Genomic DNA, 26,412 nt, shown 5'->3' on the forward strand with positions numbered 1-26,412 from the left:
AGTAATTAAGATGGGCTTAAGGTTAAGTATGGGCTATCTTACCCTATTCAACATGATTTTTCACTAAGTGTTGCATTTAATATTGCAATTTAAGTTTAGATATTTATTATATTGACCTATTGACAGGATATATATATTAATCTATAATAATAATTGTTAATGCAAGGGCCTTTAGCTCAGTTGGTTAGAGCAACCGGCTCATAACCGGTTGGTCCGGGGTTCGAGTCCCTGAAGGCCCACCATATATGGAGGAGTTCCCGAGTGGTCAAAGGGGGCGGACTGTAAATCCGTTAGCTCAGCTTTCGATGGTTCGAATCCATCCTCCTCCACCAAAAGAAACCTCATTGAACTGAGGTTTCTTTTTTTATTTGAAAATCATTCTATTGTCTGGTCTTTTTCATATAAAAATTAGACAGCTTCTTTTATTCCGAAGTTCTCTAATCTTTGTTTACTTTGCTGATAGCTTATCTAAAAAATCATAGGCAATTTTACTCTGAATAAGGCATCCTAAAATTAAACTATCCTCGTCAATATCAAAATAGCTTCCATGTGCAGGATTACAAATTCCCTTAACTTCGTTTCTGCAGCCAAGCTTATAATAAAGCCCTGGAACTACTTCAGTATAATATGCAAAATCCTCTACTCCCATAGAAGGATATGGTACATCTATAACATCTATTTCTTTCATTTTAGAAGTCACATCCTTGAACCAGCAATAGAGCATTTCATCATTGCTGAAGGATGGATAGCCTTCTATAAATTCAACTGAAGCATTTCCCCTATACATCTTTGCAGTAGATTCTACGATATCTTTTATTCTTTCTTTACAGAATGACCTTAAATCATTTCCAAGGGTTCTAAGTATGCCTTCCATAATTACCTGGCTGCTTACAGCGTTGGGTGCAGTACCTCCACTAATTTTGCCTATTGTTATAACAGCATTATCAACTGCCCTTACCTCACGTGAAATAATGCCCTGTAAATTATCTATTACTTTAGCTGCAATATATATGCTGTCGATGCCGTCATACGGATGTGCCCCATGGCACCCTTTTCCCTTTATCTCTATTTTGAAAGGATTTGATGCTGCATGTACAACGCCCCTTTTTATACCCACTGTTCCGGTACTTATGGTTTCATCCATATGAAGGCCTATTATAGCCTCTACACCATTAAGAGCCCCTAATTCGATCATATCCCTGGCCCCTCCATCGGTTTCTTCAGCAGGTTGGAATATAAGCCTTACAGTTCCATTTAAATGGTCCTCTATTGATTTTAAAACAGCAGCAGCGCCTATTTGTATCGCTGTATGTGCATCATGACCACATGCATGCATATAACCATTTCTAAGCGATTTATAAGATGTTTCTTTCAAATCGTTTATTTCAAGTGCATCCATGTCCGATCGTAAAGCTACTATTTTACTTCTATCATTTCCAATTTCTGCAATGATGCCGCTATTATCAAAACGTTTATAAGATATACCCAGTTCATTCAGCTGACTGCATACTAACTCCGTGGTAAATGGAAGATTACGATCTATTTCTGGATTTTTATGCATTTCCCTTCTGACGTACATCATTCTGTTAAATTGTTTTTTTGCTTCATTATAAAAATCTATCATTAGGTTATACCCTCCCCCTAAGAAATATAAAGTATTGGTTTTAATTTTTGCTTTTACTCATATTGGAATTGTATCTTTGCAATATTCATGGCCTAGAGGAAGACCGTGATGAAAATGATTATAGCATAAAAATATAAGCTTCCAAAGGAAGCCGATTAAAATTAGGAAACTTTTTTTATAAATTCCAGTAGAAATTTTTCAATACTATATAGTTCAGGATCTTCAATTATTGATATACAGCTTTTCATAATCCTGTAAGCCTTTTTTATGTCCCCATTTTTATAGTATATATATGCTAAATTGATATAACTATTTTTAAAATTTCTATTCAATCTAATGGATGAAGTAAAGGCCTTCTCTGCATTTTTGAAATCCCATAATTCCATGTATGTAACTGCCATGTTATAATACAAAAGATAATGTTCTAAACCGTATTTTTTAGCCAGATTAAAAAATATCAGTGATTTTGGCAGATTTCCTTCCGCATAATAACATAAACCCGTGTAATAATGATATTTTTTTAAGTTATCCTTAAAAAATTTGTTAATCATTTCCTTGGCGTGTTTATATTTGCTATTCCTAATTAAATTTAACACTAATTCGTCGTATTCCATAGAAAAACCCCTCTTAAGTATTCCTTTAGATTATATACTTTAAGAGGAGTTTTTATTCCAATTTATTATTATTTATTCCTTAAATTGTTTGCAATCTGCCACATTTCATCTGCACTTTTAATAGTCCTTGAGCTAAGTTCAAAGGCCCTCTGGGTTATCATCATGTCCGTCAATTCCTTAGTTATATCAACGTTTGAACTTTCTAAAAAACCCTGCTTGACTTTTCCATTCGATTCAATAATCTGAGTGGCTCCACTGAATAGATTTTCTCCTGATGACATCATATTATCCTTATCGATAAAATTATATAAATTGATTTTTCCAATCCGTACACCATTGGAGTAAATCTCACCCTTTTCATTGATTGCAAAAGGCTCTTTTAAATTCTGAGGTTGAAAGCCTTCTATATCAAGTATTAAACCCGACGAATGTACGAAATTCCCACTTCCATCAATATGAAATGATCCATCTCTTGTATAGTATTCATTTCCATCTCCATCAATTAATCTGAAATAACCGCTGCCTTCTATGGCAATATCTCCACTTCTTCCTGTATTCAACAAAATACCCTGGTTCTGATTTCTAACCAATATGTCAGCTCTGCTGCCCGTACCTGCAATCGTTTCATTTCCGTCAGCAGATGTTAGGGGAACGCCTTTTCTATTGACTGTCTCATAGAATATGTCTCTAAATGCTACGTCCACCCTTTTATAACCGTTTGTTTCTGCATTTGCTATATTGTTGGAAATGGCATCTAGCCTGTTTTGATTTGAATAGAGCCCGGTCCTTCCATTCCATAAAGCCCTCAACATATTATCACCTCTATTATCTTATACTCCCAACCTCATTTACAGTTTTGCCTAAAGTCTCATCCATTTGCTGAACTACTTTTTGGCTGGATTCATAACTTCTCATGATTGAAATCATTTGTGTAACAGATTCAATAGCATCGACGTTTGATTTTTCAAGTGCCTTCTGACTAACATTTCCAGATGAAACGCTGGAAGCTTCGTTTACCGACTTAAACATATTATTCCCTTCTTTTATTAAATCGCTTACATTATCAAATCTGCTGATGCAAAACTTTACATTCCCTTCGCTGTTTTCAATAGTTCCATCCTTTGAAAGAGTAATATTGTCATTTAAAAGTTTTATAGGCGTCTTTCTTCCATTTTCATCGATTCCTAAAATTATATTACCTTCCATGGTAGCCAGATATCCATCCTGATTTATTTGAAACCTTCCGTTTCTAGTATACCTCTCTGTTCCATCCTCTCCCAGTACAGTAAAAAAACCATCTCCGTTTATAGCAAAGTCAAGGTCGCGATCTGTATCCTCTATAATCCCCTGAGAAAAGTTAGTTTTACTTTCATCTATACCAACGCCAAATTCCATAGTACCTAAAACACGTCTGAAACTTTTGGATCCTATTTGCCTGTCCCTGTTTTCAATCAAAAGCTCGTCAAATGATTTAAGGGCCATTTCATCCTTTTTAAAACCAGGTGTATTAATATTTGCAATGTTATTGCTTAGGTTTTCCAACTGAATCTGTCTTGTAATCATTCCTGAAGCAGCCGTATATAAACCTCTTATCAATTCAATCCCTCCTATTTGGTGTCATTTTTGAAAAAAGCCTTTATTTCATCCTCATACCTCATTCCAAGATCCCTTGCCTGTTTTTCAATCACATACTTTGGTATGTTTCGCGGGAAATATGACAGCATTAGAAGAGTTGCTATGATAAGTCCCAGGCCGAAACCCAAAATAAAATCCTTTTTTTGGGAATAAGTTTTTATAATTCTTTTTGCTTTCTTAAACCAATTCTTAATAGGACTTCACCCTTTCCCATATTTAAAATAGAACAGATTTCCTCTATTGACTTTCCTTCATCATAAAGTTTATATATTTGAGAATTTTTATCGTTATGACTTGCTGTTAAAGAGCGCTTTACATTTTTTGATTCTTTAATTTCTACATCTGATGTATCTTTAATTTCCCTATCGCCTAATAGAAGAATCGCTTTTTCAATTTCCTCAACTCTTATTGTCAGTTCGCTTATAGTTTTTTTTAACTCTGATATTTCGTCTTTATTAATTTCTTTATTTAAGATATTATGGAAATTCATTTCCCTTTCTTGATGGTTACTGTTATTTTTAAGAGATATATAAATCAATATTAATCCAACAATTAGAATAACATATGGCATAGTTTCCTCCATAAATAACATCTTTACAAAGTATATTTCAACTTTTTCAGATTTTCTCTTATCCTAATGATAGCTCTGCTGTGAAGCTGAGACACCCTTGACTCTGAAATATCGAGTACTTTTCCTATTTCCTTTAATGTCAATTTTTCCTCATAATAAAGGTTTAATATAATTTTATCCTTTTCGGGCAGCATACCTATAGCTTTCTTTAGAACATCAAACAGTTCCTTTTCCTCCATTATTTTATCTGGCTGTGGGCTGGTTTCATCCTCTACCATATTTTTGAAATGTAGATCATCCTCATCGGATTTAAAAAATACCTCATCAAGGGAAATTATAGAAACATAATTAACATAAGACTGAATGTTTCTCAGCTCTCCAACATCTATATTCATATAGGATGCAAGTTCGTCCTCCGATGGGTCCCTGCTCAACTTAAGCTCCAGTGCTTCCCTTGCCTGGTTAAGAAGTGAGAGCTTTGAAAATGCACTCTTTGGAATCCAGCTTATTTTTCTAAGCTCATCAATAATCGCACCTCTTATGCGAAGTGTCGCATAGGTTTCAAACTTTAAACCTTTAGAAGAATCAAACTTTTCAATTGCATCTATAAGTCCAAGTATTCCAAAACTAACGAGATCATCAAATTCAATCCCTGGAGGTTTTCCCACTACAAGCCTTGAAGCTATATACTTAACATAGGGAATATATTTCAAAATCATCTCTTCCCTCTCATCAAACTGTTGATAACATTTCATCGTTATCCCCCCTATCTCAGCAATTTGCTCTGTTCACGGAATTTGCTGAAAATAAACCTGATAATCTTATCCCTGAGCTTTTCTTCAATACTTTCAAATTTTAAGGCTATTCTATAATGCCTGTTTATCTGACTATATTCTGTTCGCATAACAGTACCTATGATGGTTAACTCTTCAGGAATATGAATTGACAAAACGATTTTTTGCCCTTTTTTGGGGTTATGTTTTGATATTATTTTGACTCCGCCCCCGCTTAGATCCACTGTCAAAGTTTTTTTCATTCTTTTTAAATATCCAGATGGTACATCCTGTAAATCTATATAAGTATTATCCTCTGGAAGGATGATGTATTTTGCCTCCATTGATATTGGAAGCCTGAAGTATTCTCTTCTTTGTACTCTTTCTATAACAACAGGTTTGCTCAGAACCGCCATATGTATATTATTTTCTGAGGTCCTACCCACAACAATAGATTTACATTTTACAACGTCCCTTTCAGTACAAATAAAAAATTCAAGAGTGCTTCCAGTATGCATGGAATAATATTTTATTCCAGAGTACGGCATATTTATCAGTATGGAATCATCCCTGATATCCTGTATGTTACACTTATAAGCAATGTTGTTGTCCAGTATTTCCAATTTCTGATTTATTTTAAAATTCAATTCATCCATTTGTCATCTCCCCATTATCCTTAATAATCTACTAAAGTAATCCTTCATGGAGCTGCTTTTTTGACTGCTGCTCTTTCCCAAAAGCTCAGATGATATTTTATGGATGCATATACTTGCTTCACACCTGGGATATGTTATTATGAAGGGCTTTTGTTCCCTTACTGCTTGTCCAACTTTTTGATCATCTGGTATATAACCAAGGTATTTTATTTCTCTTCCTATAAAGGCATCCACAGTTCTTTTTAGTTTATCGAAAGTATCTCTAGCGTCTTTTATATTCCTTGCCCTATTTATAACAACGTTTATATTGCTATTTATGTTCCCTTTGAGTACTACTTTTATTAAACTATAGGCATCGGTTAAAGCAGTTGGTTCAGAATTTGTAACAATTACTACCACATCGGCAACTTCGATAAAATTTAAAACAGTACTTGACATGCCTGCTCCAGTATCTACAAGAAGGATGTCTATATCATGCAGTTTTTCAAATTCTTTTATTAACTTTTTACGCATATCAGCATCTAATTCCGACAGTTCCTTTATGCCCGAACCTCCAGGTATCACTACTATCCCATCATCAGTTAAAACCATAACTTCATTAATCTCTTTGTTGTTATGTAAAATATCATAAATACTATATTCTGCATTAATACCATATAAAATATCAACGTTTGCCATACCAAAGTCGGCATCTAGTACAGCTACTTTCATTCCCCTTTTTTTTAAAGAAGATGCAAGATTAATAACAAGATTTGTTTTACCTACTCCACCCTTACCGCTTGATACGGTAATAACTCTAAATTTATAATTTTTACCGTTTTTTATATTTACTAGTTGTCTTAACTTCTCTGCCTGATCCATCAGTTTTCAGCTCCTATTATAAGTTTTGACAGCCTGTTTAAATCCGCCTCCTCAATATCATCCGGTACATTCTGGCCGGTTGATATATAGGAAACAGGCATATCGCTGTAATATATGGATGCTAAAATAGATCCATAAGAGTTCGTCTCATCAACTTTGGTAAGAATTAGGCTATTATAATTTGTAACCTTATAATCCTCAATTATCCTTTTAAGATCCTTTTGCTTTGTTGTCATACTGAGTACAAGGTGTACAGTATCAGGGTTGATTTCATTTATAAAACTTCTTATTTCAGAAACCTGCATTGCATTTTTACTGTTTCTTCCTGTAGTATCTACAAGAATAACATCACAATCGCTCATTCTATTAATTGCTTTTGATAGATCCCTGGCAGATATCACTACGTCAAAAGGGATTCCAAGGATTTCGCTGTATGTTTTTAGCTGTTCAACAGCTCCAATTCTATAGGTATCTATAGTAATGAGTCCTACCTGTTTGTTCTTGTATAGGGTATAAAGACTTGCAAGCTTGGCTATTGTTGTAGTTTTTCCAACACCTGTAGGTCCAACAAGAACCTGAACTCTATTTGAAAAATTATTATTTATTTTAATCATTTCATTCAAAATATTTTTAAACTCCTTTTCATAATGGCTCACCGTAAGCTTTTTATCCCTGTTTTTTTCCCTTATCCTGCTAAAAATTACCTCAGCGATTTCCTCTGGAATATCGTTTTCTATTAACTTTAACTTAAATTTGCTTTTGCCTGTTTTTTTACCTTTACCGTATTCATATTTAGAAGGTATGTTTGGGGTTATTACACTTTGTAGCATTGTTTTAAGTTCTAAAATCTCATTCTGGAATAATTTATTATGTTCTTCTAGTTCCTTATTTTTTTTGCTCCTATCGTCAACTGCTGCAGTTACTTCAAGCTTTCTTGGTTTAAATAAGCCCAGTGGCCCTTTTTGTTTTATTTTCCTCTGGCTTACAATTACTGCGTCACTTCCAAGCTCATACCTTATTTTAATCATTGCTTCATTCATATTATCAACGATATATCTTTTAATAATCATTGTATTGTCACCATCCCTATTGTTTCTATTTGTACATCAGTTGGTATTTCATTCATTGACAATACAGTAATGTTAGGGAATACTATCTCCGTTAATTTTCTAAAGGCAGGCCTTATTCTTGGAGAACAAAGGACAACTGCCTGTCTATTTACAAAGTCAGACATTTCTATGTTAGCCTGCAGAGATTCAAATATTTTTTTTGTTGTGTCCGGGTTAAGTGCAGGGTAAGACCCCTGGAAGGATTTTTGTATATTATCAGCTATTAACTGCTCTAATGATGGATGGAGAGTTAACACCTTAATTACATTATTCTCATCCACAAGGTTTTTGCATATAATTCTTCCAAGGGCAAATCTTACGTATTCAGTGAGAAGTTCAATGTCCTTTGTGTTTACCGCATTATCTGCAAGGCTTTCAAGTATTGTTACAAGATCTCTTATAGGAACCCTTTCCTTTAAAAGATTTTGAAGTACCTTCTGAACTTCACCAATGCTCAAAAGGTTAGGAATGAGTTCTTCGACTACGGCACTATAGCTTTCTTTGATATTGTCAATCAGCATCTTTACTTCCTGTCTTCCAAGAAGTTCACTTGCGTGATTTTTAATAATTTCAGTTAAATGAGTCACTAAAACGGTTGTAGGATCAACAACTGTTATTCCAATAAGTTCGGCATCCTCTTTTTTACTGTCTGGAATCCATACTGCAGGCAATCCAAAGGTAGGCTCTACAGTTTTTATCCCATCGATTCCAATACCCTCTCCAGTGGCATCAATTGCAAGATAGTGATTGCATAGTATGTTTCCCTTGGCAACAACAGTTCCCTTTATCTTTATGCAGTATTCATTTGTAGCAAGCTGAAGATTATCCCTTATTCTTATAGGCTGTACTATAATCCCCATTTCAACTGCACACTGCCTTCTAACGCCTGCAATTCTATCCAGCAAATCTCCTCCTGAAGATACATCAGCAAGAGGAATAAGCCCATAGCCAATTTCAATTTCAAGAGGTTCAACAATTAGAAGATTTAACACGTTTTCCGGTTCTCTGTTTTCAACAGGCACCTCTCCCGTGTCTGCAGCAACCTCTTCATCGAATTTATTCCTATCTTCCTTGATTAAAATATATGCTGACACGGCGGCTGCTGCAGACATCATAAGAAATACAAGTGATGGCAGCGAAGGTATTGCAGCTAAAAGAAGCATTATGCCGCTTGCTATTGCAAGAACCTTTGGATAAAAGGTTATTTGCCTTGATAGTTCTTCTCCAAGATTGGTATCGCTTGCGGACCTTGTAACTATTATACCTGAAGCAGTAGATATCAAAAGTGCCGGTATCTGGCTTACAAGCCCATCCCCAACTGTAAGAAGAGCATAGGTCTTTAAGGCATCCATTGCAGACATTCCGTGTGATAATATTCCAATAATAATACCGCCTACGATGTTTATAATAACTATAACTATACCTGCAATGGCATCTCCTTTAACAAATTTGCTGGCACCATCCATGGAACCGTAAAAATCAGCTTCCTGCTGAAGCTTTTTTCTCCTTAGCTTTGCTTCTTCCTCTGTTATTATTCCAGCATTTAAGTCGGCATCTATGCTCATCTGCTTTCTAGGCATTGCATCAAGCGTAAACCTTGCTCCAACCTCCGCAACTCTTCCTGCGCCATTTGTTATAACCACAAACTGTATTACGACTATTATAATGAACAGTATAAATCCAACAACATAGTTTCCTCCAACGACGAAGTTACCAAAGGCCTTTATGATTTCTCCAGCCGCTGCCTGGCTCAAAATAAGCCTTGTTGAAGATATATTAAGCCCAAGTCTGAAAAGTGTTGTAATAAGAAGCAACGTAGGAAATACAGAAAATTCAAGTACTTCAGTTGTGAACATGGTAAGTAGCATTATTACCAATGAAAGAGTCAAATTAAATGCTAATAATATATCAAGCAGCCATGCTGGCAGAGGAATTATAATCATTAAAACAATCATGATAACCATGATCGCAACTATAATATCCATATTATTTTTTATAGCAGAACCTGTTTTATCTTTTGCCATTAACTTCCTCCTCATGCTCTTTTAAGACTGTAAACATAAGCAATTATTTCAGCAACTGCCTGGTAAAGTTCAACAGGCACTTCTTCATCTATATTAACTCTGGCATATAAAGTTCTTGCCAGTGATTTGTTTTCAACCACAGGGACATCATTTCCCTTTGCTATTTCCTTTATTTTTAAGGCGATTAAATCCATACCCTTAGCCACAACCCTGGGTGCTCTATCAACACCACTTTCATATTTTAGCGCCACAGCAAAATGGGTTGGGTTTGTAACCACAACAGTGGCTTTTGGAACCTCATGCATCATTCTCTTCATAGCCATCTCACGCTGCTTCTGTCTTATTCGTGATTTAATCTGAGGATCGCCTTCTGACTGTTTTAGTTCTTCTCTTATTTCCTGCTTTGTCATTCTCAGATCCTTTTTGTATTGCCTCTTTTGAAAAATATAATCCGTAATTCCTATAATAAACATGATTATAACTGATCTAATGAGCTGGCTGTCCATAATATTTTTAACAAATCTGTAAAGCCCCCTGGGATTTAGATCCGATGTTTTTAATATTTCATTAAAATTGTCCTTTACAAATCGAAAGGATATATAGCTTAAAACTGAAATTTTACCCAGGGATTTAAAAAGTTCAACAAAAGCCCTCTTTGAATAAAAATGTTTAATGCCTTCTATTAGATTGAACTTTTTTAAATCAGGCTTTAAACCTTCAGTTGTATATAAAAATCCGGTTTGAAGGATGTTGCCAATTATTCCTAAAAGCATAACGGTTAATATTACTGGCAAAGCTGCAATTAACCCGTTTTTTATCATATATATTAAAATATTAAACACATTTCCTGAAGTTAAATCTGATTTATTAACGTATTTAAAGCTGTCAATAATAAATAGCCTTCCATTTGTATAGTATTGATTTCCAAAAAGAATCAAAATAACTGCAATACCTAACAACACTACAGATGAAGTTAAGTCTATGCTTTTAGCAACCAGTCCTTTTTTTCTTGCATCCTGCAGCTTTTTATAGGTTGGCTCCTCCGTCTTATCATCAGCCATAAGCATTATAAAAGGAAATACGTTAAAGAACTTAAGAAGATTGGTATAGATACTTTCAAAGGATTTTATATAAATATGGGTTAGCCCTGGTAAGACAGCTGATACTGCAAGAAGCCCAATAAGTACTTTAAGAGGCATTCCAAGTATAAATATATTAAGTTGAGGTACAGTTCGGGCAATAAGCCCCATGGTAAAATCAGTTACAAATAAGATGATTACTATTGGCGCCGAAAGTTGTATTGCAAGATAAAAGCTATTTGAAAAAATATCGGTAGTGGCTAAGAAAACATTTGAATTTGCACTGTAAGTTCCTACAGGTATAACATCAAAACTCTTTATAACTGCCGATAATATAATATGATGAAAATTGAATACTAAAAAAAGTACCAATGCAAACCAGTTGAAAAACCTTTCAAGGGGTGTAGAGTTTCCTGCAGTTGAAGGGTCATAATACTGCGACATGGAAAATCCAATATGGAAATCCATAAGCTGTGCAGAAACCCTCACTGCGTTGAATATAAAAGTTGAAATGTAACCTATGGACACCCCTATAAATAGTTCCTTTCCCACATATAAGGATAAACTAAACCAGTTAGATGGCAGTGATATTTGAGTACTGACTGAAGCTGCTATCAAGGAGCTTATAACAAGAGATAAACCAACCTTTATATAGACTGGTATGTGCCTTAAAGAAAATACCGGTGATGTAACAAGCATTGCAACAATTCTTACTGAAATCAGGGAAAAAATAAGAAAATCCTTCTGCATCCTACCACCTATCTAACTATCGAAGTAATGTTTGTCAGCATTACCTGAGTAAAATATACAAGCTTTTTAAGCATCCATGGACCAAGAACAAGCATTATTACAATAATGGCTATCATTTTAGGCACAAAGGTTAAAGTTTGTTCCTGTATTTGTGTTGCAGCCTGGAATATACTAATTATAAGCCCTACAACCATTGATACTATAAGTATTGGAGCTGCAACTGTAAGTGCTGTAACTATGGCTTCCTTTCCAATGGAGAGGATAAATGTTTCAGACATATAATCACTCCTACATAAAGCTTTCAATGAGGGACTTTACCACAAGATGCCATCCATCTGCAAGTACAAACAGCATTATTTTAAAGGGTAGAGAAATAGTAACCGGTGGAAGCATAAACATACCCATGGACATGAGCACACTTGCAACTACCATATCTATTACAATAAAGGGAATAAATATTAAAAATCCCATTTGAAATGCTGTTTTAAGCTCGCTTATAACAAAGGCTGGTATCAGTACATTAAATGGTACTGCGTATCTGTCATCTGGTTTGTCCATCTTAGCCGCATTATAAAATAAGGCGATGTCCTTCTCTCTGGTTTGATTTAACATAAAATCCTTTATAGGTTTACTTCCAATTTCAATAGCCTTTTCCTGGCTTATCTCTCCATTTAAATAGGGCTGAATAGCCTTGGAATTAACCTGATTATAGACTGGTGCCATAATAAAAAATGTCAAAAATAGGGCTGTTGCAATCAGTACTTGGTTTGGAGGGGATTGCTGTGTGGAAAGAGCATTCCTAACAAATCCAAGTACAACTATAATCCTTGTAAAGGAAGTCATTAGAAGTATGATTGAAGGAATAAAAGTTAATGAAGTGAAGAGTAACAAAAGTTTAATGTTGTCAACATACTCCTTCGGATTTTTTGCCCCATCAACGGATAAAGATACCTTCGGTATCTGTATATTTTCAAGAGGGGACGCAGAGGCTGGCAAAACTGCAATTCCAAGTATAATAAGAGTAAGAACTATAATTCTTCTATTAATTTTCATCATCATCTTTCCTCTTTCTAATGTTTAGCTTTGATAGTTGGTTTAATAAAAAATCGCTGTTTACGGTTCTGCCTCCCTGATAGTTTTTTAAAATTTCTTCATCAAGTTCCATTAATATTTGTGCTCCATTTTCCCCATTAGTCATAAGATAAGGTTTTCCCTTCACTGTTACAACAGCAAGAAAAGTATTCTGAGAAAGTGGAACACGTTCGTATACTTTAATTATTCTACCGCTATTAAACCTTTCCGCATATCTACTTCCATACTTCAAAGTAATATATATTAGTAACAGAATTGCTGGAAGAAGGAATATAAGTTTAAGTACTTCTATTAAAAAATTGCCATCCATTAAACCACCCTATCTACTGTATTATAAAATCGTTTAAATAAACGTTTGTGATCTTTCCTTCATCTAACAATGTGTTAATCTGGTCTGTAAGTTCTTTTTTAATCTTATCCAGGTATTGTACATTGAAGTTCTCTGATGTTTTCTTACCTAATGTTACTGAAATCTTTTCTTTTATTTGAGGCATCTTGTTGTTTACTTCTTTTTCAATTTTTTTGGCTTCTGTGTCCGAATATGCCAAATACACCTCAGTTTTTAGATATTTAGTTTCATTTTCATCGGCAAGGTTCACAATAAACTCACCCAATGCCAGCGTTTTTTCAGCAATGTTTTTAGATGAATTCGTATTTTGAGTTGAAGCCCCAGGTTTAATAAAAAAATAATAACTAAAAAAAGCTGAAATAGATATTAAAATTGCTATTATCAATACAAGTAAAATTATTAATAGCTTATTTGATCCTTTACCTTCACTCATTACTGATTACTCTCCTTTTTAGATGAAACGATAAGAATATTTACCCTTCTGTTTTTTTGCCTTCCCTCAGGAGTACTGTTGTCTGCAATGGGTCTGTATTCTCCGGCTCCAACAGCATAAAATTTAGTAGGATCAAGTTCCTTTACTTCTGTAAGATAACGAACCACCTTAACAGCCCTATCCATTGAAAGTTCCCAGTTGCTTTGATAAAATCCTTTATTCATTTTAACGTTATCCGTATGGCCCTCAACCATAATTTCGTTTGGAAATTTAACTAATAGATCAGAGATCTTATCGAGAACAAGCCGACTCTCTGGCTTGATATCCGCCTTTCCTGAGTCAAACAATATCTTCTCCTGAAGTTCAATAATGACCCCTCGAATATCCTCTTTAACTGAAACTTTAGTATCCAGATTATTTTCCTTTATGTAGCTGATAACATCACCATAAATTTTCTTTGTTTCCTCGTCTATTTGTTCTATCTTTGCATTTCCAGCATCTTTCTTTTTTTCACCAGGATTTTCATTGACAGGTATAGGTCCTATATTTCCTCCATCGGTTATTATACCAGAATTCCCTCCCAGGGCGCGGGATAAAGATAATGCAATCTGTTTAAATTTTACTGCGTCAATGCTTGAAAAAGCATAGAGGAGTACGAAGAAGGTTAAAAGCAGCGTCATAAGGTCTGCGTAGGTTGTAAGCCATTCCCCTCCACCTGATTCACTCCTCTTCCTGCCGCGCCTACTCATTTCCAGTCACCACTTTTCCGGAGGTAGATTCGTAAGACATTTTTAATCTTTCCGCAGGTGAGAGGTATGTCCTTAACTTGTCGCCTACTATTCTTGGATTTACACCCGACTGTATTGCCAGAATACCCTCAAGCATCATCTCCCTTCTATCTGCCTCCTGGGCACTCTTATCCTCAAGCTTATTTGCAAGTGGTGTAAAAATGAAGTTAGCCATAACCGCGCCATAAAAGGATGTAATAAGTGAAACTGCCATAGCTGGCCCCAATTTACTCTGATCTTGAAGTTGTGCCAGCATCTGAATCAAGCCAATCAGTGTACCAATCATACCATATGCTGGTGCAAGGTTTGCCCATGTTTTTAAAACAGCTATACCGTTTTGATGTCGTTTTTCCATTTCACTTATTTCTAATTCCAGTATTTCTCTTATTGTTTCAGGCTCAATACCGTCAACCACCATCTGAATACCATTTCTGAGAAATTCATCTTCTATGCTTTCAATCTGGTCTTCAAGGGACAGCAATCCTTCCCTTCTTGCTTTTTTAGATAATAGAGTGAACCTTTCAATTATCTCTGAAGCAGAAGCCTGCTTTTCTAGAAAAGCATTCTTTAAAGTGGCTGGCAGCTTCTTTAATGTAGAAAGTGGATAGGCAATAAACAAAGTAAAGAATGAGCCAAAAACAGTTATAAAAATTGATGGCGGGTCCCAGAAGAGTCTTAAACCGGAAAAATTTAATTTACCATTGCTGAATGTCATTCCCAAAATAATCGCAACAGCACCAAGTACTATGCCTACAACTGTTGAAAAATCCTTTTTATTCATTTCGTACCTCCGAATCGTAATACATATACTGTTTTCTAAACTCAACTATTCTTCTGATTATAACTTCGGGTGGTTCTAAGACGACGAATTTTTTACCTGTAGTTAATGTAATTACTGTATCGGGCGTTACCTCCAGTTTTTCAATTAAATCACAGTTTAAATAAAATTCTTTATTGTTCAATCCTGTTAATTTGATCATATATTATACTCCATCATCTCTTAAGATTTAAAAGTTCCTGAAGCATTTCATCAGAGGTAGTTATTGTTCGCGAATTGGCCTGGAATGCTCTGCTTGTAATTATCATATCAGTGAATTCGTTAGCGAGGTCAACGTTTGACATTTCAAGCATCTCCTGCTGAATATTGCCATATCCAGATGAAGCTGCCGTACCGTAAACAGGATCACCTGAGTTTAATGAAGCCATGTAAGTATTACCGCCCATTTTGGTAAGCCCTGCAGTGTTCTGAAATGCAGCAAGGATGATTTGTCCAACTTTTACGGTCTTATCTCCATATACAGCTCTTATTGTACCATCACTTTCTACTCCAAAGCTTGTTATTTTTACAGTATTTCCTCCAACGGTTGCTTCAAGAGGGATAATGATATTTTTAAGATCACTGGATGTTGTTGTATTATCAAAGGTACCTGGATCAGGGGTTAAATTCTCACCTGAATCAGCATCGAAGGTTCCACTTCCAATGTTGTCATTTACAGCGCCCATAACATGATAACCTTCTGAAGTAATTAAATTACCGTCTTTATCCAGTGTAAAGGAACCATCCCTTGTAAATCTTGTTTCATTTCCGTCAGACACAACAAAGAATCCATTGCCTTCTATTGCAAGGTCAGATGCCCTTCCAGTTGGTTGAAGACCTCCCTGAGTCATATTAGTGTCGATGCCTGCAACAGCAACTCCTAAACCCACCTGCTTGGGGTTAGCCCCGCCTCTTCCCTCTGAAGGTGCGTTGGCGCTTTGTATCGTCTGACTGAGCATGTCCTTAAAATTAACCCTTCCTGACTTAAAAGCAGTTGTATTTACATTTGCGATGTTGTTACCTATAACGTCCATTTTTGTTTGATTGCTTTTCATTCCGGTTACTCCTGAAAATAACGATCTTAACATTTATTTAAACCTCCTAATTTCCAATCTATTTTAAATTTAAAAGCTGCTTCATGGCTATGATTATTAATTTTATTTATCAACTGTCTCATCTCCAACCTGTATAACCTGGTCGATATCAAATTTACCGCTGTCAGTTATTATATATACGCTATTATTTTCTACCCTTACTGCCCTTGCGACATCTTTAATGGAGTTTTCTTTGTCCAATTGAATTTCAACATTCTGTCCAATGAGTAAAGTACCCTGTGTCATCTTTTCGGACAGCAAAAGCTTCTCAACAGAAGAGTTTAAATTCTGAGTTTGTTCAAGGGCTGTAAATTGAGCCATCTGCGAAACATATTGAGTATTGTCCGTTGAATTCAATGGATCCTGATTGCTAAGTTCAACGGTAAGAATTTTTAAGAAGGCGTTTTTATCGATTATATTGCCCTTAGATTGAACAACACTGCTACTTTTGTTATTAACCCCACTAACCTCCATATTTACCTCCTTTCTAGGCAATTATATTTAACCCTTCACCTTTCATTTCATCTATATAATCATCCCTAGGATTATTTGTATATTCAGGTACGTAGCTTTTATTCTGCCTGCTGCCTGAATAGCTGCCAGAGTTTTGCCCTGTGAAGTCCCCGCTATAATCACCGCTGCTGCTAATATTCACTGACAAACTATATAGGTTAATATTGCTGTTTTTAAGTTCCTGCCTCAACGAGTCCAAATTCGCCTGTAATATGTTTACAACTTCCTGGTTGTTTGACATTATACTCCCATTTACATGCCCTTTTTCCAGTGAAACTTTAATTATAATCTCTCCAAGCTCCTCAGGCCATATCTTTACTCTTAATTCTGTTATATCTGGAAGTTTAATCGCTTTAAATTTACTAGCGGTAAGTTCAATTAAATCCCTATTGTTTAAAATTGTTGAAAATTTATTTATTTCTTTAGCTGATTTTAAACTTATTCCATCCACAAAATCATTTTCCAAGTTCGATACGCCATACATTTCATGTTCAGGAAGAGTATCGATTTTTTGTTCTTCTTCATGGCTATTGGTTTTTATGACGATTTTATCATCATCAATTTGATAGTAACTTCTGTATTGATGAAACATATTTATAAATTGATTTCCATTGTTGTTTAGAATTATCTTTTCTATATCGAAATTCTTAGGTGATTTAAATGATAATATTTTGATATCATCATGTATATTATATTCAGCGTTATTTTCATTATCTTTAATTCCACGTACATTAAGACCATTCTCCTGTGCAGTTGATCGACTATCTGCTGCATTGACACAGTTGATCTCATCTGCTGTATTTTGGAAGTTCTTAATGCTAACTTCATTTTTCGGAGTTTGTTTCATTTGCACATCAAATGCAGCATCTGTTTTTTCTGCTTTAACCTGTTTAAACTCTGTAGAGTCTGTCTCCATATTCACTTTATTGTTTACTAAAACTTCATTTCTAAAATCCAATTTATTGGAGGCTTTTTTAATAACTCCCTGCTTAACCTCTGAAAAACTAGTTACTGAATTTTGGGCAGCAATTTCAGAACTTTTATTTTGAATAATATCGATCTTAAGCTTACCATCAATATCTGTATCAAATTTAACTCCATGTTCAGCTTTTAATATGCTTGATCCTTGGTAAATAACATCACCTTGAGATCCTTCTGTTTGAGCATAATTTCTTTTAAATTCATCACATGATAAGACAGCTGAATTAACTGCCTGATTAGATTCTGCTATATTTATTCCACGAAACTGCACACCATCTTCATTGTTTTCTTTTTGAAGGTCATTGATTTTATTTTTAATATTTAATATATTTTCAGCTACAACTCCCCCACTAACTAGCTGTACTCCATAGGAAGTAAATTTCTCAGCAGTTGTTTTGTTTCTTAACTTTTCCAATTCAGAAGACAATGCTTTATTTTCTTTTAATAATTCTCGATGATTATGTACAGGATATTTACTTTCTTGAAAACTTAACTGCAGCGATAAGCTGCTATTCAATGAAGCCACAGCAGTTGATAGTTTATCATTTTCTCCTTCAGACTTATCAATTTCCTGAGTAAAGTCATTTGTTTTGAGCACACTATAACTCATAGCATCATCATCTTGGAAATTATCATGGCCTAGCTTTTCCACTTTATTGAACTGTCCATCAAGGGGGATTAAGCTTTCTAAAGCCGTTAAATTTTTTCCGTTATCGTTACCACTTTCATTCTGAACATTTATGAGCATCAGAGAAATAAGGTCGTTAAAACCATCATCAGATATTGCCTTTATCGTTTCAAAGGTATTTTTGTTTATATTAGATATACCTGTGGCCTTAATCTCCACCTTTTCACCCCCTTCCATGTCTTATAAACGAGTTCATTGCATAGTCATCGTTTATTTTCTGCTCTCTTCTATTCATTTCAAAGTAAAATTCTTCCTTTGCCTTTTCTTTTAATTTTTCAAGTGTCTTTCTATCAGAAGCAGACCTTATAAGTTCAGATTTTTTTTCAATGAGTATTTTTTCTAGTTTTCTTAAGTTATTCATTTCGCCTTCTATTTTTCTATCGAGATATTCGATATATCTTAAATAACTTTGAAACTCAAAGCTATTTCTCAGCTTTCTATTTATGTTTAATTCTCTATTCTTTTCCTCTATTAGCTCACTAACAAAGTTTTTCTGAATAAGATAATTTTTTTGTGCCTTTATAAATTCTTCTTTTTTTCTTTTTTCAACGTTTTTTTTAAAATCCAGAACTTTTTGGAGACTAAATTTAAACTTATCCATGTGCTCACCTGCTATTCTATGGACATCATACTTCTAGTGGTTTCCTGAAAATTTGAATATTCATTCATTCCCTGCCTTAAAAAATCATTGATCCTGCCAATTAGGCTTATTGCCCTGTCAACCTCTGGGTTACTTCCCTTCTGATATGCACCTATGTTTATTAAATCCTCCGATTCTCTATATAATGCCATAATTTCTCTGAGTTCCCCTGCCTTTAGCCTTAAGGACTCATCAGCTATTTCTGGCATAAGCCTGGAGATACTTGAAAGAACGTCGATGGCAGGATAATGGTTCTTGCTCGCAATTTTTCTTGAGAGGACTATATGCCCATCAAGTATGCCCCTTGCAGCATCGGCTATTGGATCGTTCATATCATCACCATCTACAAGTACTGTATAAAAAGCAGTTATAGAACCCCTTTCTGAATTACCTGAGCGCTCCATAAGCCTTGGTAGCATTGCAAAAACTGAAGGAGTATAGCCCTTTGTGGCTGGAGGTTCGCCAATAGTAAGCCCTACTTCCCTCTGCGCCATGGCAAATCTTGTTACAGAGTCCATCATGAGCATTACCTTAAGGCCTTTATCTCGAAAATACTCAGATATAGCAGTTGCTGTAAACGCACCTTTAAGCCTTAGAAGGGGAGGTTGATCCGATGTCGCAACAACAACCACAGATTTTTTCATTCCTTCCTCTCCTAAATCCTTTTCAATGAATTCTCTTACTTCTCTTCCCCTTTCGCCAATAAGTCCTATTACATTGACATCGGCATCGCTGTACCTTGCTATCATTCCAAGAAGAGTGCTTTTACCAACGCCACTGCCTGCAAATATACCTACTCTTTGACCAACTCCACAGGTCAGAAAACCGTCTATGGCTCTAATTCCTGTGGTCATAACTGTCTTAATCCTTTGTCTTGAAAGTGGGCTTGGAGGATCGTTATCAAGATTATATTCATCCTCAAATTCAATCTTACTTTTATCCATTGCACGCCCTATTCCATCTAAAACTTTACCAAGAAGGCCGGGTCCCACCTTTACCTTCAGAGCTTTTCCTGTAGGTTCAACGGGTGAACCTGGGGAAACGCCAGTGAGTTCTCCAAGTGGCATTAGAAGAACAGCATTATCTTTAAAGCCAACGACCTCTGAAAATATTTTTCTTCCGTCTATTGCATAAATTATACACACTTCTCCAACAAAGGCTTGTATTCCTTCAACCTCTATTGTAAGTCCTACAACCTTTTTGACTTTCCCTTCAACTTTTAAACTGTTGATGTTATAAACCTTATTTTTGATTTTTTTAAAATCAATGTTAATCATGATATTTTCCCTCTAATAGATTTTTAAGTATAATCTCAAGCTGAGTGTCGATATCGCCATCAATGAAACCAGACGGTGTTTCTGCCTTTATGCTTCCCTGCCTTAAGCTTGAGTCGGCTATTATAATTAAATTATTTGGATCCTCAACATAAATAGAAAGATCATCCTTACGATTTTTAACGATATTAAAATCCTGTGGGTTTACCTTTAAAACTATTTGCCTTTTATCAATTGCCTTTGAAATGATGCTCTCTGCCATCTTATAAATCGCTTCCGTATTTACTGTAAGTTCAGTATTTAAAATTTTTCTTGCTATCTGCACGCTTAGGCCTATAATTTCATCCTTTGTTTCTTCAATATATTTTCTTGAAGCTTCATGGCATTTTTTTACATAATCCTCAGCATCTTTAACCATTGCATCAACTTCATTCTTTGCCTCATTTAATCCATAGCTGTAACCTTCTTCATAACCTTTTCTAAATCCACACTGATATCCTTCATCCTTGGCTGAAGCTTTGATATTTTCGACTTCTTGAAGGGCTGTATTAATAATCTCCTTTGCCTTTTCTTCAGCACCTTTGATTATCTGTGATTTAACATCATTTGCCTCTTTTATTATCCTTTCATAAATTTCTCCAAAATTGAAATTATTAGCTTCTGAACTATGAGAATTTCCAATGATTTTTTCTATAACCGGCGGAAAAACTAATTTATCCTTTTCAACTATAGTGGACTTTAAAATTCTATATGATAATTGCATCTTCTCCACCTCTTGAAATTACAATATCTCCAGCTTCATCAAGCCTCCTAATTATTCCAACTATGGACTGTTGAGCTCTTTCTACATCTATTAGCCTTACTGGTCCCATGAATTCCATATCTTCCTTTAAAGTTTGGGCTGCACGCTTTGACATATTACTAAATATTACTGCTGCAACCTCTTCCGATGATCCTTTTAGGGCCAGTGCAAGATCCTTAGTATCAACTTCACGAAGTATACGCTGAATTGAAGCATTATCAAGTGTGATTATATCTTCAAAGACAAACATGCTTTCTCTTATTCTTTCAGCAAGCTCAGGTACATCCCTGTCAAGCTCTTCCATTATAGACTTTTCAGTTCCTCTATCAACGTTATTTAGTATTTCAACAAGGGATTGAACGCCTCCGATGGTTGCCATGTCTGTTGTTATCACACTGGATAATTTCTTTTCCAGTATTTCTTCTACTTCTTCAATTACAATGGGTGAAGTTGTATTCATGACTGCTATTCTTTTAGCAACATCAGACTGAAGCTCCTCAGGAAGGGCCGAAAGTATCTGCGCAGCCTTTTCAGGTTGAAGGTAACAAAGTATTAAAGCAATAGTCTGGGGATGCTCATTTATTATGACATTTAGAAGATGATTGGCATCAGCCTTTCTAGCAATGCCAAATGGTCTGTACTGCTGAGTTACCTCAGAAACCTTTTCTATAATCTCAGCTGCTCTCTGAGCACCCAGGGCCTTACTGAGAAGATTTTTGGCATATTCAAAGCCTCCTTCAAGTATGTATTCCTTAGCCTTATTTAAATCTACAAACTCCTTTAAAACCTCTTCCTTGACTTCCCTTTTTATTTTTGACATATTTGCTATCTCAAAGGTTATTTTTTGAATTTCTGCTTCAGGAAGCTTTTTTAATATGGAAGCAGATGCATCAGGTCCAAGGGTTATGAATAATATTGCAGCCTTTTGAACACCTGTTAGCTTTCCCCTGGGCATATGATCACCTCTCATCCTCTGCAAGCCATGTCTTAATTAAATCCACTACCTGATCGGGTTTGCTGCTTGCAAACTGTCTTATTTCTTTTTCAATATCCATAACCTCTTCCCTATCTTCAAGCACAGGACTATAGGCTATAGGCTGTTTAGGTATTACATTGTCGTTTATAACAACGTCAAGGTTTGGTTTTTCAACAATTTCTTTCTTTTTCTTAATAGACTTTCTTATAAATAGCAACGATAGTATAAGTAGAATTATTCCTCCAGATACACTGCCTATTGTTGTATACAGCTTAATCTTCCTTTGATTTTCTTCTTCCTGCTGTATCTTTTTAAGATCATCCTGTACTTTCTGCTTAAGTTCAGGATTAAATGGAATACCTTCTATATTAATTTGATCTCCTCTATTCGGATCATATCCTATGGCAGAAGATACAATGTTTTGAATTGTTGTTTTATCTTCATCACTCAAATTTCCATCTACTAAAACAGATACCGTCATCCTTTTTACTTCACCAGGAGCTTTCACTACTGTTTCCTGGGTTTGTCCAACATTGTAGTTTGTCGTTTCCTCTGTACTGCTTGAATCAGAAGATTGGTTATTTCCGTTGGTTATATTAGGTGTATATTGATTATCTATCGGGCTTGAACCAGCATTACTGGAAGCAGAGTCTTTGGATGACTGCATTGACTTATGGGTGCTTATGATCACCGGATTCTTATCATAGGTTATGGTGGTAGTTTGCTTTGAATCAAAATCAAGATCGGTATTAACCTTGACAGACAGCTTGTCATTCCCGAAAACTTTTCCAAGCAAATCTTTTATATTGTTTTCTATCTGGCCTTCAAACTGTCTTTCAATATCCCTTTGTTTGGTTATTGAAGTTATGCCAGAAGGATTGGCTCCATCAAATAAATCCTCAGTTAAGCTCACCATTGTATTTGCATCTATAACCTCGACATTTTCCTTGGGTAAATTTTTTACACTCCCTGAAATAAGAGCTACTATTGCTTTTACCTGTTCTGGTGTTAGCCTTGTACTATTCTTAAGCTTTAAAGTTACAGAAGCCCTTGCATTATCGGTTTCCCTGGCAAACACCGAATCATCCGGAAGCACAAGATGAACTATCGCTTTTTCAACCTGTTCGAAGCTGGATATTGTTCTTGAAAGCTCACCTTCAAGGGCCCTCTGATACATTACCTTAGCTTCAGTATCTGTAACACCAAATTTGCTCTCATCAAAAAGCTCCCATCCCTTGCCCGATGAAGGCACAGCGTCCGATGACAGTACAGACATCCTGAGTTCATCAACTTTATCCTCAGGTACAAGTATAGAGTTTCCTTCTATTTTAACGTCTGCCTTATCGCTCTTAAGTTTTTCATATACTCTGGCTGCATCCTTGGGATCAAGGTTGGCAAATAAAGTAGCATATTTTACCCTGTTTATGTACATAAAAAACACAGCGATTGTAGCTAATAAGGCGGCCGAAATTACTATTAAACCTATTTTTTTTGCACTGCTTAAACTTTTCCATTTATTATTCAGGGATTTTAATAGTTCCCTTATTTTATTCATTCCATGCACTCCTTCAAATACTCAATGTCATAAGAAAAAATATAAAAAGATTTTAATTCCATAATGTACCACGAACAGCATCTACCTAAAAAAATATTTTGATACGTATTAATGATAGGATAGCATTAATAGCGGTATCAGAAATACAGTTCAGCTTTTAAAAACTATAACTGCATCCTCATTAATTCCTGATAGGCTTCAACCAGTTTGTTTCTTACTTGTACCGCAAGTTCGAGGGAAAGTTTTGCCTCCTCAGTTGCAAGCATTACCTGGTGTATGTCAGTGGCTTCGCCTGTAATTAACTCAGTTGTAGCGTTTTCTGCATTTATCTGTATTTCATTAACTTTATCGAGTGCATTTTTCAGCACATCGGCAAAATTTACCTTGCTGGAATTGTTTTGATTGTTTTTATTCTGGATTTCAGTAAGACCTTGAAATGATACAGTATTAATATTCAAATTTATCACTACCTCCCTATTTCTAATGCTTTCATAGCCATTTGTTTTTCTGCATTAATCGCTGTAACATTTGCTTCGAATGCCCTCGATGCAGCTATAAGATCCACCATTTCGTTGAGTATATTAACATTTGGCATTAGAACATAACCCTCTGCATCGGCATCTGGATGGGAAGGGTCATATACTCTCCTTAAAGGACTATTATCCTCCGTAATCTCACTTACCCTGACACCATTTAATTTGTCCACATATCTGTTGGATACCCTGTCGAGCTCTCTGCCTAAATTTTCCTCAAAGGTTACTACCTTTCTCCTATAGGGTCCTCCCTTTTGAGTTCTGGTTGTTTCTGCATTTGCGATGTTATCTGCAATAACGTCCATCCTCAGCCTCTCAGCCGAAAGACCACTTCCACTTATTTTTAGTGCAGAAAAAATATTCATATACTATCTTCTCCCCTCATTTATCACATATCGCATCATTGCTATCCTACTGTTCGCCTGACTTATTAATGTATTATAAAGTATGGTATTTGCCGCCAAGTTTGTCATTTCGCTATCGATATCAACGTTATTTCCATCAAGTCTCATAGAGGTAGACTTGTCCTTTATCACATCATAGCTTAAATCACTAATGGAATTTCCATTAGAAATATGTTTACTATCCGTGGTCTTTAACCTTATATTTTCACCATTTAATATTTCATTCAATTTTTCCTCAAATACAACTCTTGAGGCTTTAAATCCCCTGGTATTAATATTTGCAATGTTATGGGCTATAACTCTTGATCTTTCAGCCGAAGCATCCAAAGATTTTTTGATAAGAATATATGTATTACGATCAATATCTTGCACCATTTTACAATAATTCCTTTCTTTCGAAATAATAATCCTCTATCGACTAATTTATTACATATATTAGCAAAAGTCAATACAATATAATAAAGAAAAAAATTAAATTATGTTATATTTTAATAAATAATTCAGTAATATTAATTTTTATATTAAAATTATTTTGTGATCTATATTACTTTAATTATATTTTATTATAGGATTACTAAAAATTAAAGAAATTTCTATGCAAAAAATGACCTCAATTTACTATTGAGGTCATTTTTTGTATTAATTTTGTTTTTATTAACTTTTTCGTAACATTCTGTGCAAGCATTAATACGATTTGGCAAATTCATATCGTTTTTATAACTTTATTATAATACTTCCTTTACATATCACGAAACATCTACTTTTTTATTTGCTGGTATGCTTTTTCAAATGCATCCTTAAGCTCCTCGGCGTAACCAAGAATTTCTTTTGCTATTTCAGGATCCTTCTTGACGTTCGCTTCTATAAGCCTTCTATACATATAATCATACAGGAGCATAAGGGACTTTGACAGCTCACCACCTATCTTCATGTTTAATGTGGCCATCAATTCCAGTAAAATATTCTGGGCCTTTATAAGGTTGGTGTTTGACTTTTGAATATCCCTTTCTTCTATTCCAGAGATGCCAAGTTTTATAAACTTCACAAGACCATCATAAAGCATTAGCAAAAGTTTTTCTCTTGATGCTGTGTTTACACTGTTCTGTTGATATGCATTGAGTGCATTTGCATTATACATATAATCACTCCTAACCTTACTTATCTATAATTGCGCTGACTACAAACCTCCTGGCAGATTACCACTTCATTTGTTTACTTAAGATGGCATTAGGTTCAACTTGCTTTAGGGAAGCGGATTTATATACATAATCTTTTCCCTTAACGCTTTTCATCTATCAATATGCCTGCTATTTCCCAGAGCCTTGCTACCATATCAAGTATCTTCTCTGGAGGTATTTCCTTTAACACCTCTCCTGTTTCGTCGTTTACAATCTTAACCATAACATCTTTTGTTTTATCGTGAATTTCAAATTTCAAGTGAGTATTGTTTTTAAAGAGCGCTCTGTTTGCTCTATCAACTGCGGATTGAAGGTCCTTATTATCTAGTTTACCAGTGTACTGTTCATTATCAATTTTAGCAAATAATCCAACTTCTTTCTCTGAAAATTGTTTGAAATTATTAATATTGCTTTTTATTTGTAGATTGTTGGGGCTCATTTGACTGATATCCATAAATTACACCTCTACTATTTAATTTCTATTAGAATTATCGTTTTGATAGGAGTTTACTTTATATAGAAGTGTGGGCAATTCGCAGAAAAAACAATGAAAATGAAAATCGTGCTACTATTCGCCATAATAAAATTTAAAACCGGTT

At 35.1% G+C, this 26,412-nt stretch carries 31 protein-coding genes, 2 tRNA genes and 1 pseudogene; 2 read left to right on the forward strand and 32 right to left on the reverse strand.

All coding sequences use genetic code 11. The features are described 5' to 3' along the window. The first annotated feature begins 165 nt into the window (after positions 1-165). Together EDD71_RS12235 and EDD71_RS12240 are read left to right on the forward strand one after the other, a co-directional pair. Positions 166-242 (forward strand) — tRNA-Ile (locus EDD71_RS12235). A 5-nt stretch (positions 243-247) separates the two neighbouring features. After that, positions 248-332 (forward strand) — tRNA-Tyr (locus tag EDD71_RS12240). A 116-nt stretch (positions 333-448) separates the two neighbouring features. On the opposite strand, the gene EDD71_RS12245 is transcribed toward EDD71_RS12240, so the two are convergent. The 32 genes and pseudogenes from EDD71_RS12245 to EDD71_RS12400 all read right to left on the reverse strand — a co-directional run bounded on the left by EDD71_RS12245 (position 449) and on the right by EDD71_RS12400 (position 26,267). Next, positions 449-1,624: a M20 metallopeptidase family protein gene (locus EDD71_RS12245; RefSeq protein WP_133629027.1), complete on the reverse strand. Its 1,176-nt coding sequence runs from the start codon at positions 1,622-1,624 to the stop codon at positions 449-451. Between the two features lie 161 nt (positions 1,625-1,785). Next, complete coding sequence (locus tag EDD71_RS12250) at positions 1,786-2,238, reverse strand: tetratricopeptide repeat protein (RefSeq protein ID WP_133629028.1); 453 nt, start codon at positions 2,236-2,238, stop codon at positions 1,786-1,788. 68 nt (positions 2,239-2,306) lie between these two features. Then, entirely contained in the window at positions 2,307-3,050 is a 744-nt protein-coding gene (locus EDD71_RS12255) for a flagellar hook-basal body complex protein (RefSeq protein WP_133629029.1), read from the reverse strand. 13 nt (positions 3,051-3,063) lie between these two features. Beyond that, positions 3,064-3,834, reverse strand: a complete 771-nt coding sequence (gene flgF / locus EDD71_RS12260; protein WP_133629030.1) for a flagellar basal-body rod protein FlgF — start codon at positions 3,832-3,834, stop codon at positions 3,064-3,066. Positions 3,835-3,845: 11 nt separating this feature from the next. Next, positions 3,846-4,001 (reverse strand): flagellar protein, encoded by a 156-nt coding sequence (locus tag EDD71_RS12265; protein ID WP_133629031.1) that lies wholly within the window; start codon positions 3,999-4,001, stop codon positions 3,846-3,848. Positions 4,002-4,030: 29 nt separating this feature from the next. After that, positions 4,031-4,456 (reverse strand): DUF6115 domain-containing protein, encoded by a 426-nt coding sequence (locus EDD71_RS12270; RefSeq protein ID WP_207669346.1) that lies wholly within the window; start codon positions 4,454-4,456, stop codon positions 4,031-4,033. An 11-nt stretch (positions 4,457-4,467) separates the two neighbouring features. Beyond that, positions 4,468-5,199 (reverse strand): FliA/WhiG family RNA polymerase sigma factor, encoded by a 732-nt coding sequence (locus EDD71_RS12275; RefSeq protein WP_133629033.1) that lies wholly within the window; start codon positions 5,197-5,199, stop codon positions 4,468-4,470. A gap of 11 nt (positions 5,200-5,210) precedes the next feature. Next, the gene (locus tag EDD71_RS12280; RefSeq protein ID WP_166636478.1) at positions 5,211-5,864 is read right to left on the reverse strand and encodes a flagellar brake protein; all 654 of its coding nucleotides are present in this window, start codon (positions 5,862-5,864) and stop codon (positions 5,211-5,213) included. 12 nt (positions 5,865-5,876) lie between these two features. Next, entirely contained in the window at positions 5,877-6,734 is an 858-nt protein-coding gene (locus EDD71_RS12285) for a MinD/ParA family protein (RefSeq protein WP_133629035.1), read from the reverse strand. Beyond that, positions 6,734-7,804 (reverse strand): flagellar biosynthesis GTPase FlhF, encoded by a 1,071-nt coding sequence (gene flhF, locus EDD71_RS12290; protein ID WP_133629036.1) that lies wholly within the window; start codon positions 7,802-7,804, stop codon positions 6,734-6,736. Before flhF ends, EDD71_RS12285 begins: the two co-directional genes overlap by 1 nt. Continuing rightward, a complete protein-coding gene (gene flhA, locus EDD71_RS12295) occupies positions 7,801-9,867 on the reverse strand; it encodes a flagellar biosynthesis protein FlhA (protein WP_133629037.1) in 2,067 nt (688 codons plus the stop codon). The genes flhF and flhA overlap by 4 nt, the downstream gene beginning before the upstream one ends. A gap of 11 nt (positions 9,868-9,878) precedes the next feature. Beyond that, the gene (gene flhB / locus EDD71_RS12300) at positions 9,879-11,696 is read right to left on the reverse strand and encodes a flagellar biosynthesis protein FlhB (protein WP_133629038.1); all 1,818 of its coding nucleotides are present in this window, start codon (positions 11,694-11,696) and stop codon (positions 9,879-9,881) included. A gap of 8 nt (positions 11,697-11,704) precedes the next feature. Next, positions 11,705-11,974, reverse strand: a complete 270-nt coding sequence (fliQ, locus tag EDD71_RS12305; protein ID WP_133629039.1) for a flagellar biosynthesis protein FliQ — start codon at positions 11,972-11,974, stop codon at positions 11,705-11,707. 10 nt (positions 11,975-11,984) lie between these two features. After that, positions 11,985-12,752, reverse strand: a complete 768-nt coding sequence (gene fliP, locus EDD71_RS12310; RefSeq protein WP_133629040.1) for a flagellar type III secretion system pore protein FliP — start codon at positions 12,750-12,752, stop codon at positions 11,985-11,987. Beyond that, positions 12,739-13,098: a flagellar biosynthetic protein FliO gene (locus EDD71_RS12315; protein WP_133629041.1), complete on the reverse strand. Its 360-nt coding sequence runs from the start codon at positions 13,096-13,098 to the stop codon at positions 12,739-12,741. The genes fliP and EDD71_RS12315 overlap by 14 nt, the downstream gene beginning before the upstream one ends. 13 nt (positions 13,099-13,111) lie before the next feature. Then, the gene (locus EDD71_RS12320; protein ID WP_133629042.1) at positions 13,112-13,570 is read right to left on the reverse strand and encodes a flagellar basal body-associated FliL family protein; all 459 of its coding nucleotides are present in this window, start codon (positions 13,568-13,570) and stop codon (positions 13,112-13,114) included. Then, positions 13,570-14,319 (reverse strand): OmpA family protein, encoded by a 750-nt coding sequence (locus tag EDD71_RS12325; protein WP_133629043.1) that lies wholly within the window; start codon positions 14,317-14,319, stop codon positions 13,570-13,572. Before EDD71_RS12325 ends, EDD71_RS12320 begins: the two co-directional genes overlap by 1 nt. Continuing rightward, positions 14,312-15,139, reverse strand: a complete 828-nt coding sequence (locus EDD71_RS12330; protein WP_133629044.1) for a motility protein A — start codon at positions 15,137-15,139, stop codon at positions 14,312-14,314. Before EDD71_RS12330 ends, EDD71_RS12325 begins: the two co-directional genes overlap by 8 nt. Continuing rightward, the gene (locus tag EDD71_RS12335; protein WP_133629045.1) at positions 15,132-15,338 is read right to left on the reverse strand and encodes a flagellar FlbD family protein; all 207 of its coding nucleotides are present in this window, start codon (positions 15,336-15,338) and stop codon (positions 15,132-15,134) included. The genes EDD71_RS12330 and EDD71_RS12335 overlap by 8 nt, the downstream gene beginning before the upstream one ends. A 13-nt stretch (positions 15,339-15,351) precedes the next feature. Then, complete coding sequence (locus EDD71_RS12340) at positions 15,352-16,263, reverse strand: flagellar hook-basal body complex protein (protein ID WP_133629046.1); 912 nt, start codon at positions 16,261-16,263, stop codon at positions 15,352-15,354. Between the two features lie 278 nt (positions 16,264-16,541). After that, positions 16,542-16,695, reverse strand: a pseudogene (locus EDD71_RS16150) (flagellar hook capping FlgD N-terminal domain-containing protein); the annotation flags it as partial. Positions 16,696-16,756: 61 nt separating this feature from the next. Beyond that, positions 16,757-18,610, reverse strand: a complete 1,854-nt coding sequence (locus tag EDD71_RS12350; RefSeq protein ID WP_166636479.1) for a flagellar hook-length control protein FliK — start codon at positions 18,608-18,610, stop codon at positions 16,757-16,759. A 4-nt stretch (positions 18,611-18,614) separates the two neighbouring features. Beyond that, complete coding sequence (gene fliJ / locus EDD71_RS12355) at positions 18,615-19,052, reverse strand: flagellar export protein FliJ (RefSeq protein ID WP_133629049.1); 438 nt, start codon at positions 19,050-19,052, stop codon at positions 18,615-18,617. Positions 19,053-19,063: 11 nt separating this feature from the next. After that, positions 19,064-20,368, reverse strand: coding sequence for a flagellar protein export ATPase FliI (gene fliI, locus EDD71_RS12360; protein WP_133629050.1), 1,305 nt, complete (start codon positions 20,366-20,368; stop codon positions 19,064-19,066). After that, positions 20,361-21,128, reverse strand: coding sequence for a FliH/SctL family protein (locus EDD71_RS12365; protein ID WP_133629051.1), 768 nt, complete (start codon positions 21,126-21,128; stop codon positions 20,361-20,363). Before EDD71_RS12365 ends, fliI begins: the two co-directional genes overlap by 8 nt. After that, positions 21,112-22,122 carry a flagellar motor switch protein FliG gene (gene fliG / locus EDD71_RS12370; RefSeq protein WP_133629052.1) on the reverse strand — a complete coding sequence of 337 codons (1,011 nt, stop codon included), beginning with the start codon at positions 22,120-22,122 and terminating at the stop codon, positions 21,112-21,114. Before fliG ends, EDD71_RS12365 begins: the two co-directional genes overlap by 17 nt. 4 nt (positions 22,123-22,126) lie before the next feature. Then, a complete protein-coding gene (fliF, locus tag EDD71_RS12375; RefSeq protein ID WP_133629053.1) occupies positions 22,127-23,698 on the reverse strand; it encodes a flagellar basal-body MS-ring/collar protein FliF in 1,572 nt (523 codons plus the stop codon). 164 nt (positions 23,699-23,862) lie between these two features. Further along, on the reverse strand, positions 23,863-24,156 hold the full coding sequence (gene fliE / locus EDD71_RS12380) for a flagellar hook-basal body complex protein FliE (RefSeq protein ID WP_166636480.1): 294 nt from the start codon (positions 24,154-24,156) through the stop codon (positions 23,863-23,865). Positions 24,157-24,164: 8 nt separating this feature from the next. Then, entirely contained in the window at positions 24,165-24,596 is a 432-nt protein-coding gene (gene flgC / locus EDD71_RS12385) for a flagellar basal body rod protein FlgC (protein ID WP_133629054.1), read from the reverse strand. Positions 24,597-24,599: 3 nt separating this feature from the next. Further along, on the reverse strand, positions 24,600-25,010 hold the full coding sequence (gene flgB, locus EDD71_RS12390) for a flagellar basal body rod protein FlgB (RefSeq protein ID WP_133629055.1): 411 nt from the start codon (positions 25,008-25,010) through the stop codon (positions 24,600-24,602). A 382-nt stretch (positions 25,011-25,392) separates the two neighbouring features. Then, positions 25,393-25,773 carry a flagellar export chaperone FliS gene (gene fliS, locus EDD71_RS12395; protein ID WP_133629056.1) on the reverse strand — a complete coding sequence of 127 codons (381 nt, stop codon included), beginning with the start codon at positions 25,771-25,773 and terminating at the stop codon, positions 25,393-25,395. Positions 25,774-25,913: 140 nt separating this feature from the next. Continuing rightward, positions 25,914-26,267 (reverse strand): flagellar protein FlaG, encoded by a 354-nt coding sequence (locus tag EDD71_RS12400; RefSeq protein WP_133629057.1) that lies wholly within the window; start codon positions 26,265-26,267, stop codon positions 25,914-25,916. Positions 26,268-26,412: the final 145 nt, after the last annotated feature.

It is taken from the genome of Fonticella tunisiensis, assembly GCF_004364155.1.
Lineage (GTDB): Bacteria > Bacillota > Clostridia > Clostridiales > Caloramatoraceae > Fonticella > Fonticella tunisiensis.

Coding starts and splice junctions, on each gene's coding strand:
- fliJ (WP_133629049.1), bottom strand. CDS start 19,052: ATGGATAAGTTTAAATTTAGTCTCCAAAAAGTTCTGGATTTTAAAAAA.
- EDD71_RS12255 (WP_133629029.1), bottom strand. CDS start 3,050: ATGTTGAGGGCTTTATGGAATGGAAGGACCGGGCTCTATTCAAATCAA.
- fliF (WP_133629053.1), bottom strand. CDS start 23,698: ATGAATAAAATAAGGGAACTATTAAAATCCCTGAATAATAAATGGAAA.
- fliP (WP_133629040.1), bottom strand. CDS start 12,752: ATGATGAAAATTAATAGAAGAATTATAGTTCTTACTCTTATTATACTT.
- flhA (WP_133629037.1), bottom strand. CDS start 9,867: ATGGCAAAAGATAAAACAGGTTCTGCTATAAAAAATAATATGGATATT.
- EDD71_RS12325 (WP_133629043.1), bottom strand. CDS start 14,319: ATGAGTAGGCGCGGCAGGAAGAGGAGTGAATCAGGTGGAGGGGAATGG.
- EDD71_RS12400 (WP_133629057.1), bottom strand. CDS start 26,267: ATGGATATCAGTCAAATGAGCCCCAACAATCTACAAATAAAAAGCAAT.
- EDD71_RS12315 (WP_133629041.1), bottom strand. CDS start 13,098: ATGGATGGCAATTTTTTAATAGAAGTACTTAAACTTATATTCCTTCTT.
- EDD71_RS12285 (WP_133629035.1), bottom strand. CDS start 6,734: ATGGATCAGGCAGAGAAGTTAAGACAACTAGTAAATATAAAAAACGGT.
- EDD71_RS12330 (WP_133629044.1), bottom strand. CDS start 15,139: ATGAATAAAAAGGATTTTTCAACAGTTGTAGGCATAGTACTTGGTGCT.
- flhB (WP_133629038.1), bottom strand. CDS start 11,696: ATGCAGAAGGATTTTCTTATTTTTTCCCTGATTTCAGTAAGAATTGTT.
- EDD71_RS12340 (WP_133629046.1), bottom strand. CDS start 16,263: ATGTTAAGATCGTTATTTTCAGGAGTAACCGGAATGAAAAGCAATCAA.
- EDD71_RS12270 (WP_207669346.1), bottom strand. CDS start 4,456: ATGGAGGAAACTATGCCATATGTTATTCTAATTGTTGGATTAATATTG.
- EDD71_RS12245 (WP_133629027.1), bottom strand. CDS start 1,624: ATGATAGATTTTTATAATGAAGCAAAAAAACAATTTAACAGAATGATG.
- EDD71_RS12365 (WP_133629051.1), bottom strand. CDS start 21,128: ATGCAATTATCATATAGAATTTTAAAGTCCACTATAGTTGAAAAGGAT.
- flgB (WP_133629055.1), bottom strand. CDS start 25,010: ATGGTGCAAGATATTGATCGTAATACATATATTCTTATCAAAAAATCT.
- fliS (WP_133629056.1), bottom strand. CDS start 25,773: ATGTATAATGCAAATGCACTCAATGCATATCAACAGAACAGTGTAAAC.
- fliI (WP_133629050.1), bottom strand. CDS start 20,368: ATGATTAACATTGATTTTAAAAAAATCAAAAATAAGGTTTATAACATC.
- EDD71_RS12320 (WP_133629042.1), bottom strand. CDS start 13,570: ATGAGTGAAGGTAAAGGATCAAATAAGCTATTAATAATTTTACTTGTA.
- fliQ (WP_133629039.1), bottom strand. CDS start 11,974: ATGTCTGAAACATTTATCCTCTCCATTGGAAAGGAAGCCATAGTTACA.
- flgC (WP_133629054.1), bottom strand. CDS start 24,596: ATGAATATTTTTTCTGCACTAAAAATAAGTGGAAGTGGTCTTTCGGCT.
- flhF (WP_133629036.1), bottom strand. CDS start 7,804: ATGATTATTAAAAGATATATCGTTGATAATATGAATGAAGCAATGATT.
- EDD71_RS12275 (WP_133629033.1), bottom strand. CDS start 5,199: ATGAAATGTTATCAACAGTTTGATGAGAGGGAAGAGATGATTTTGAAA.
- EDD71_RS12250 (WP_133629028.1), bottom strand. CDS start 2,238: ATGGAATACGACGAATTAGTGTTAAATTTAATTAGGAATAGCAAATAT.
- EDD71_RS12335 (WP_133629045.1), bottom strand. CDS start 15,338: ATGATCAAATTAACAGGATTGAACAATAAAGAATTTTATTTAAACTGT.
- fliG (WP_133629052.1), bottom strand. CDS start 22,122: ATGCCCAGGGGAAAGCTAACAGGTGTTCAAAAGGCTGCAATATTATTC.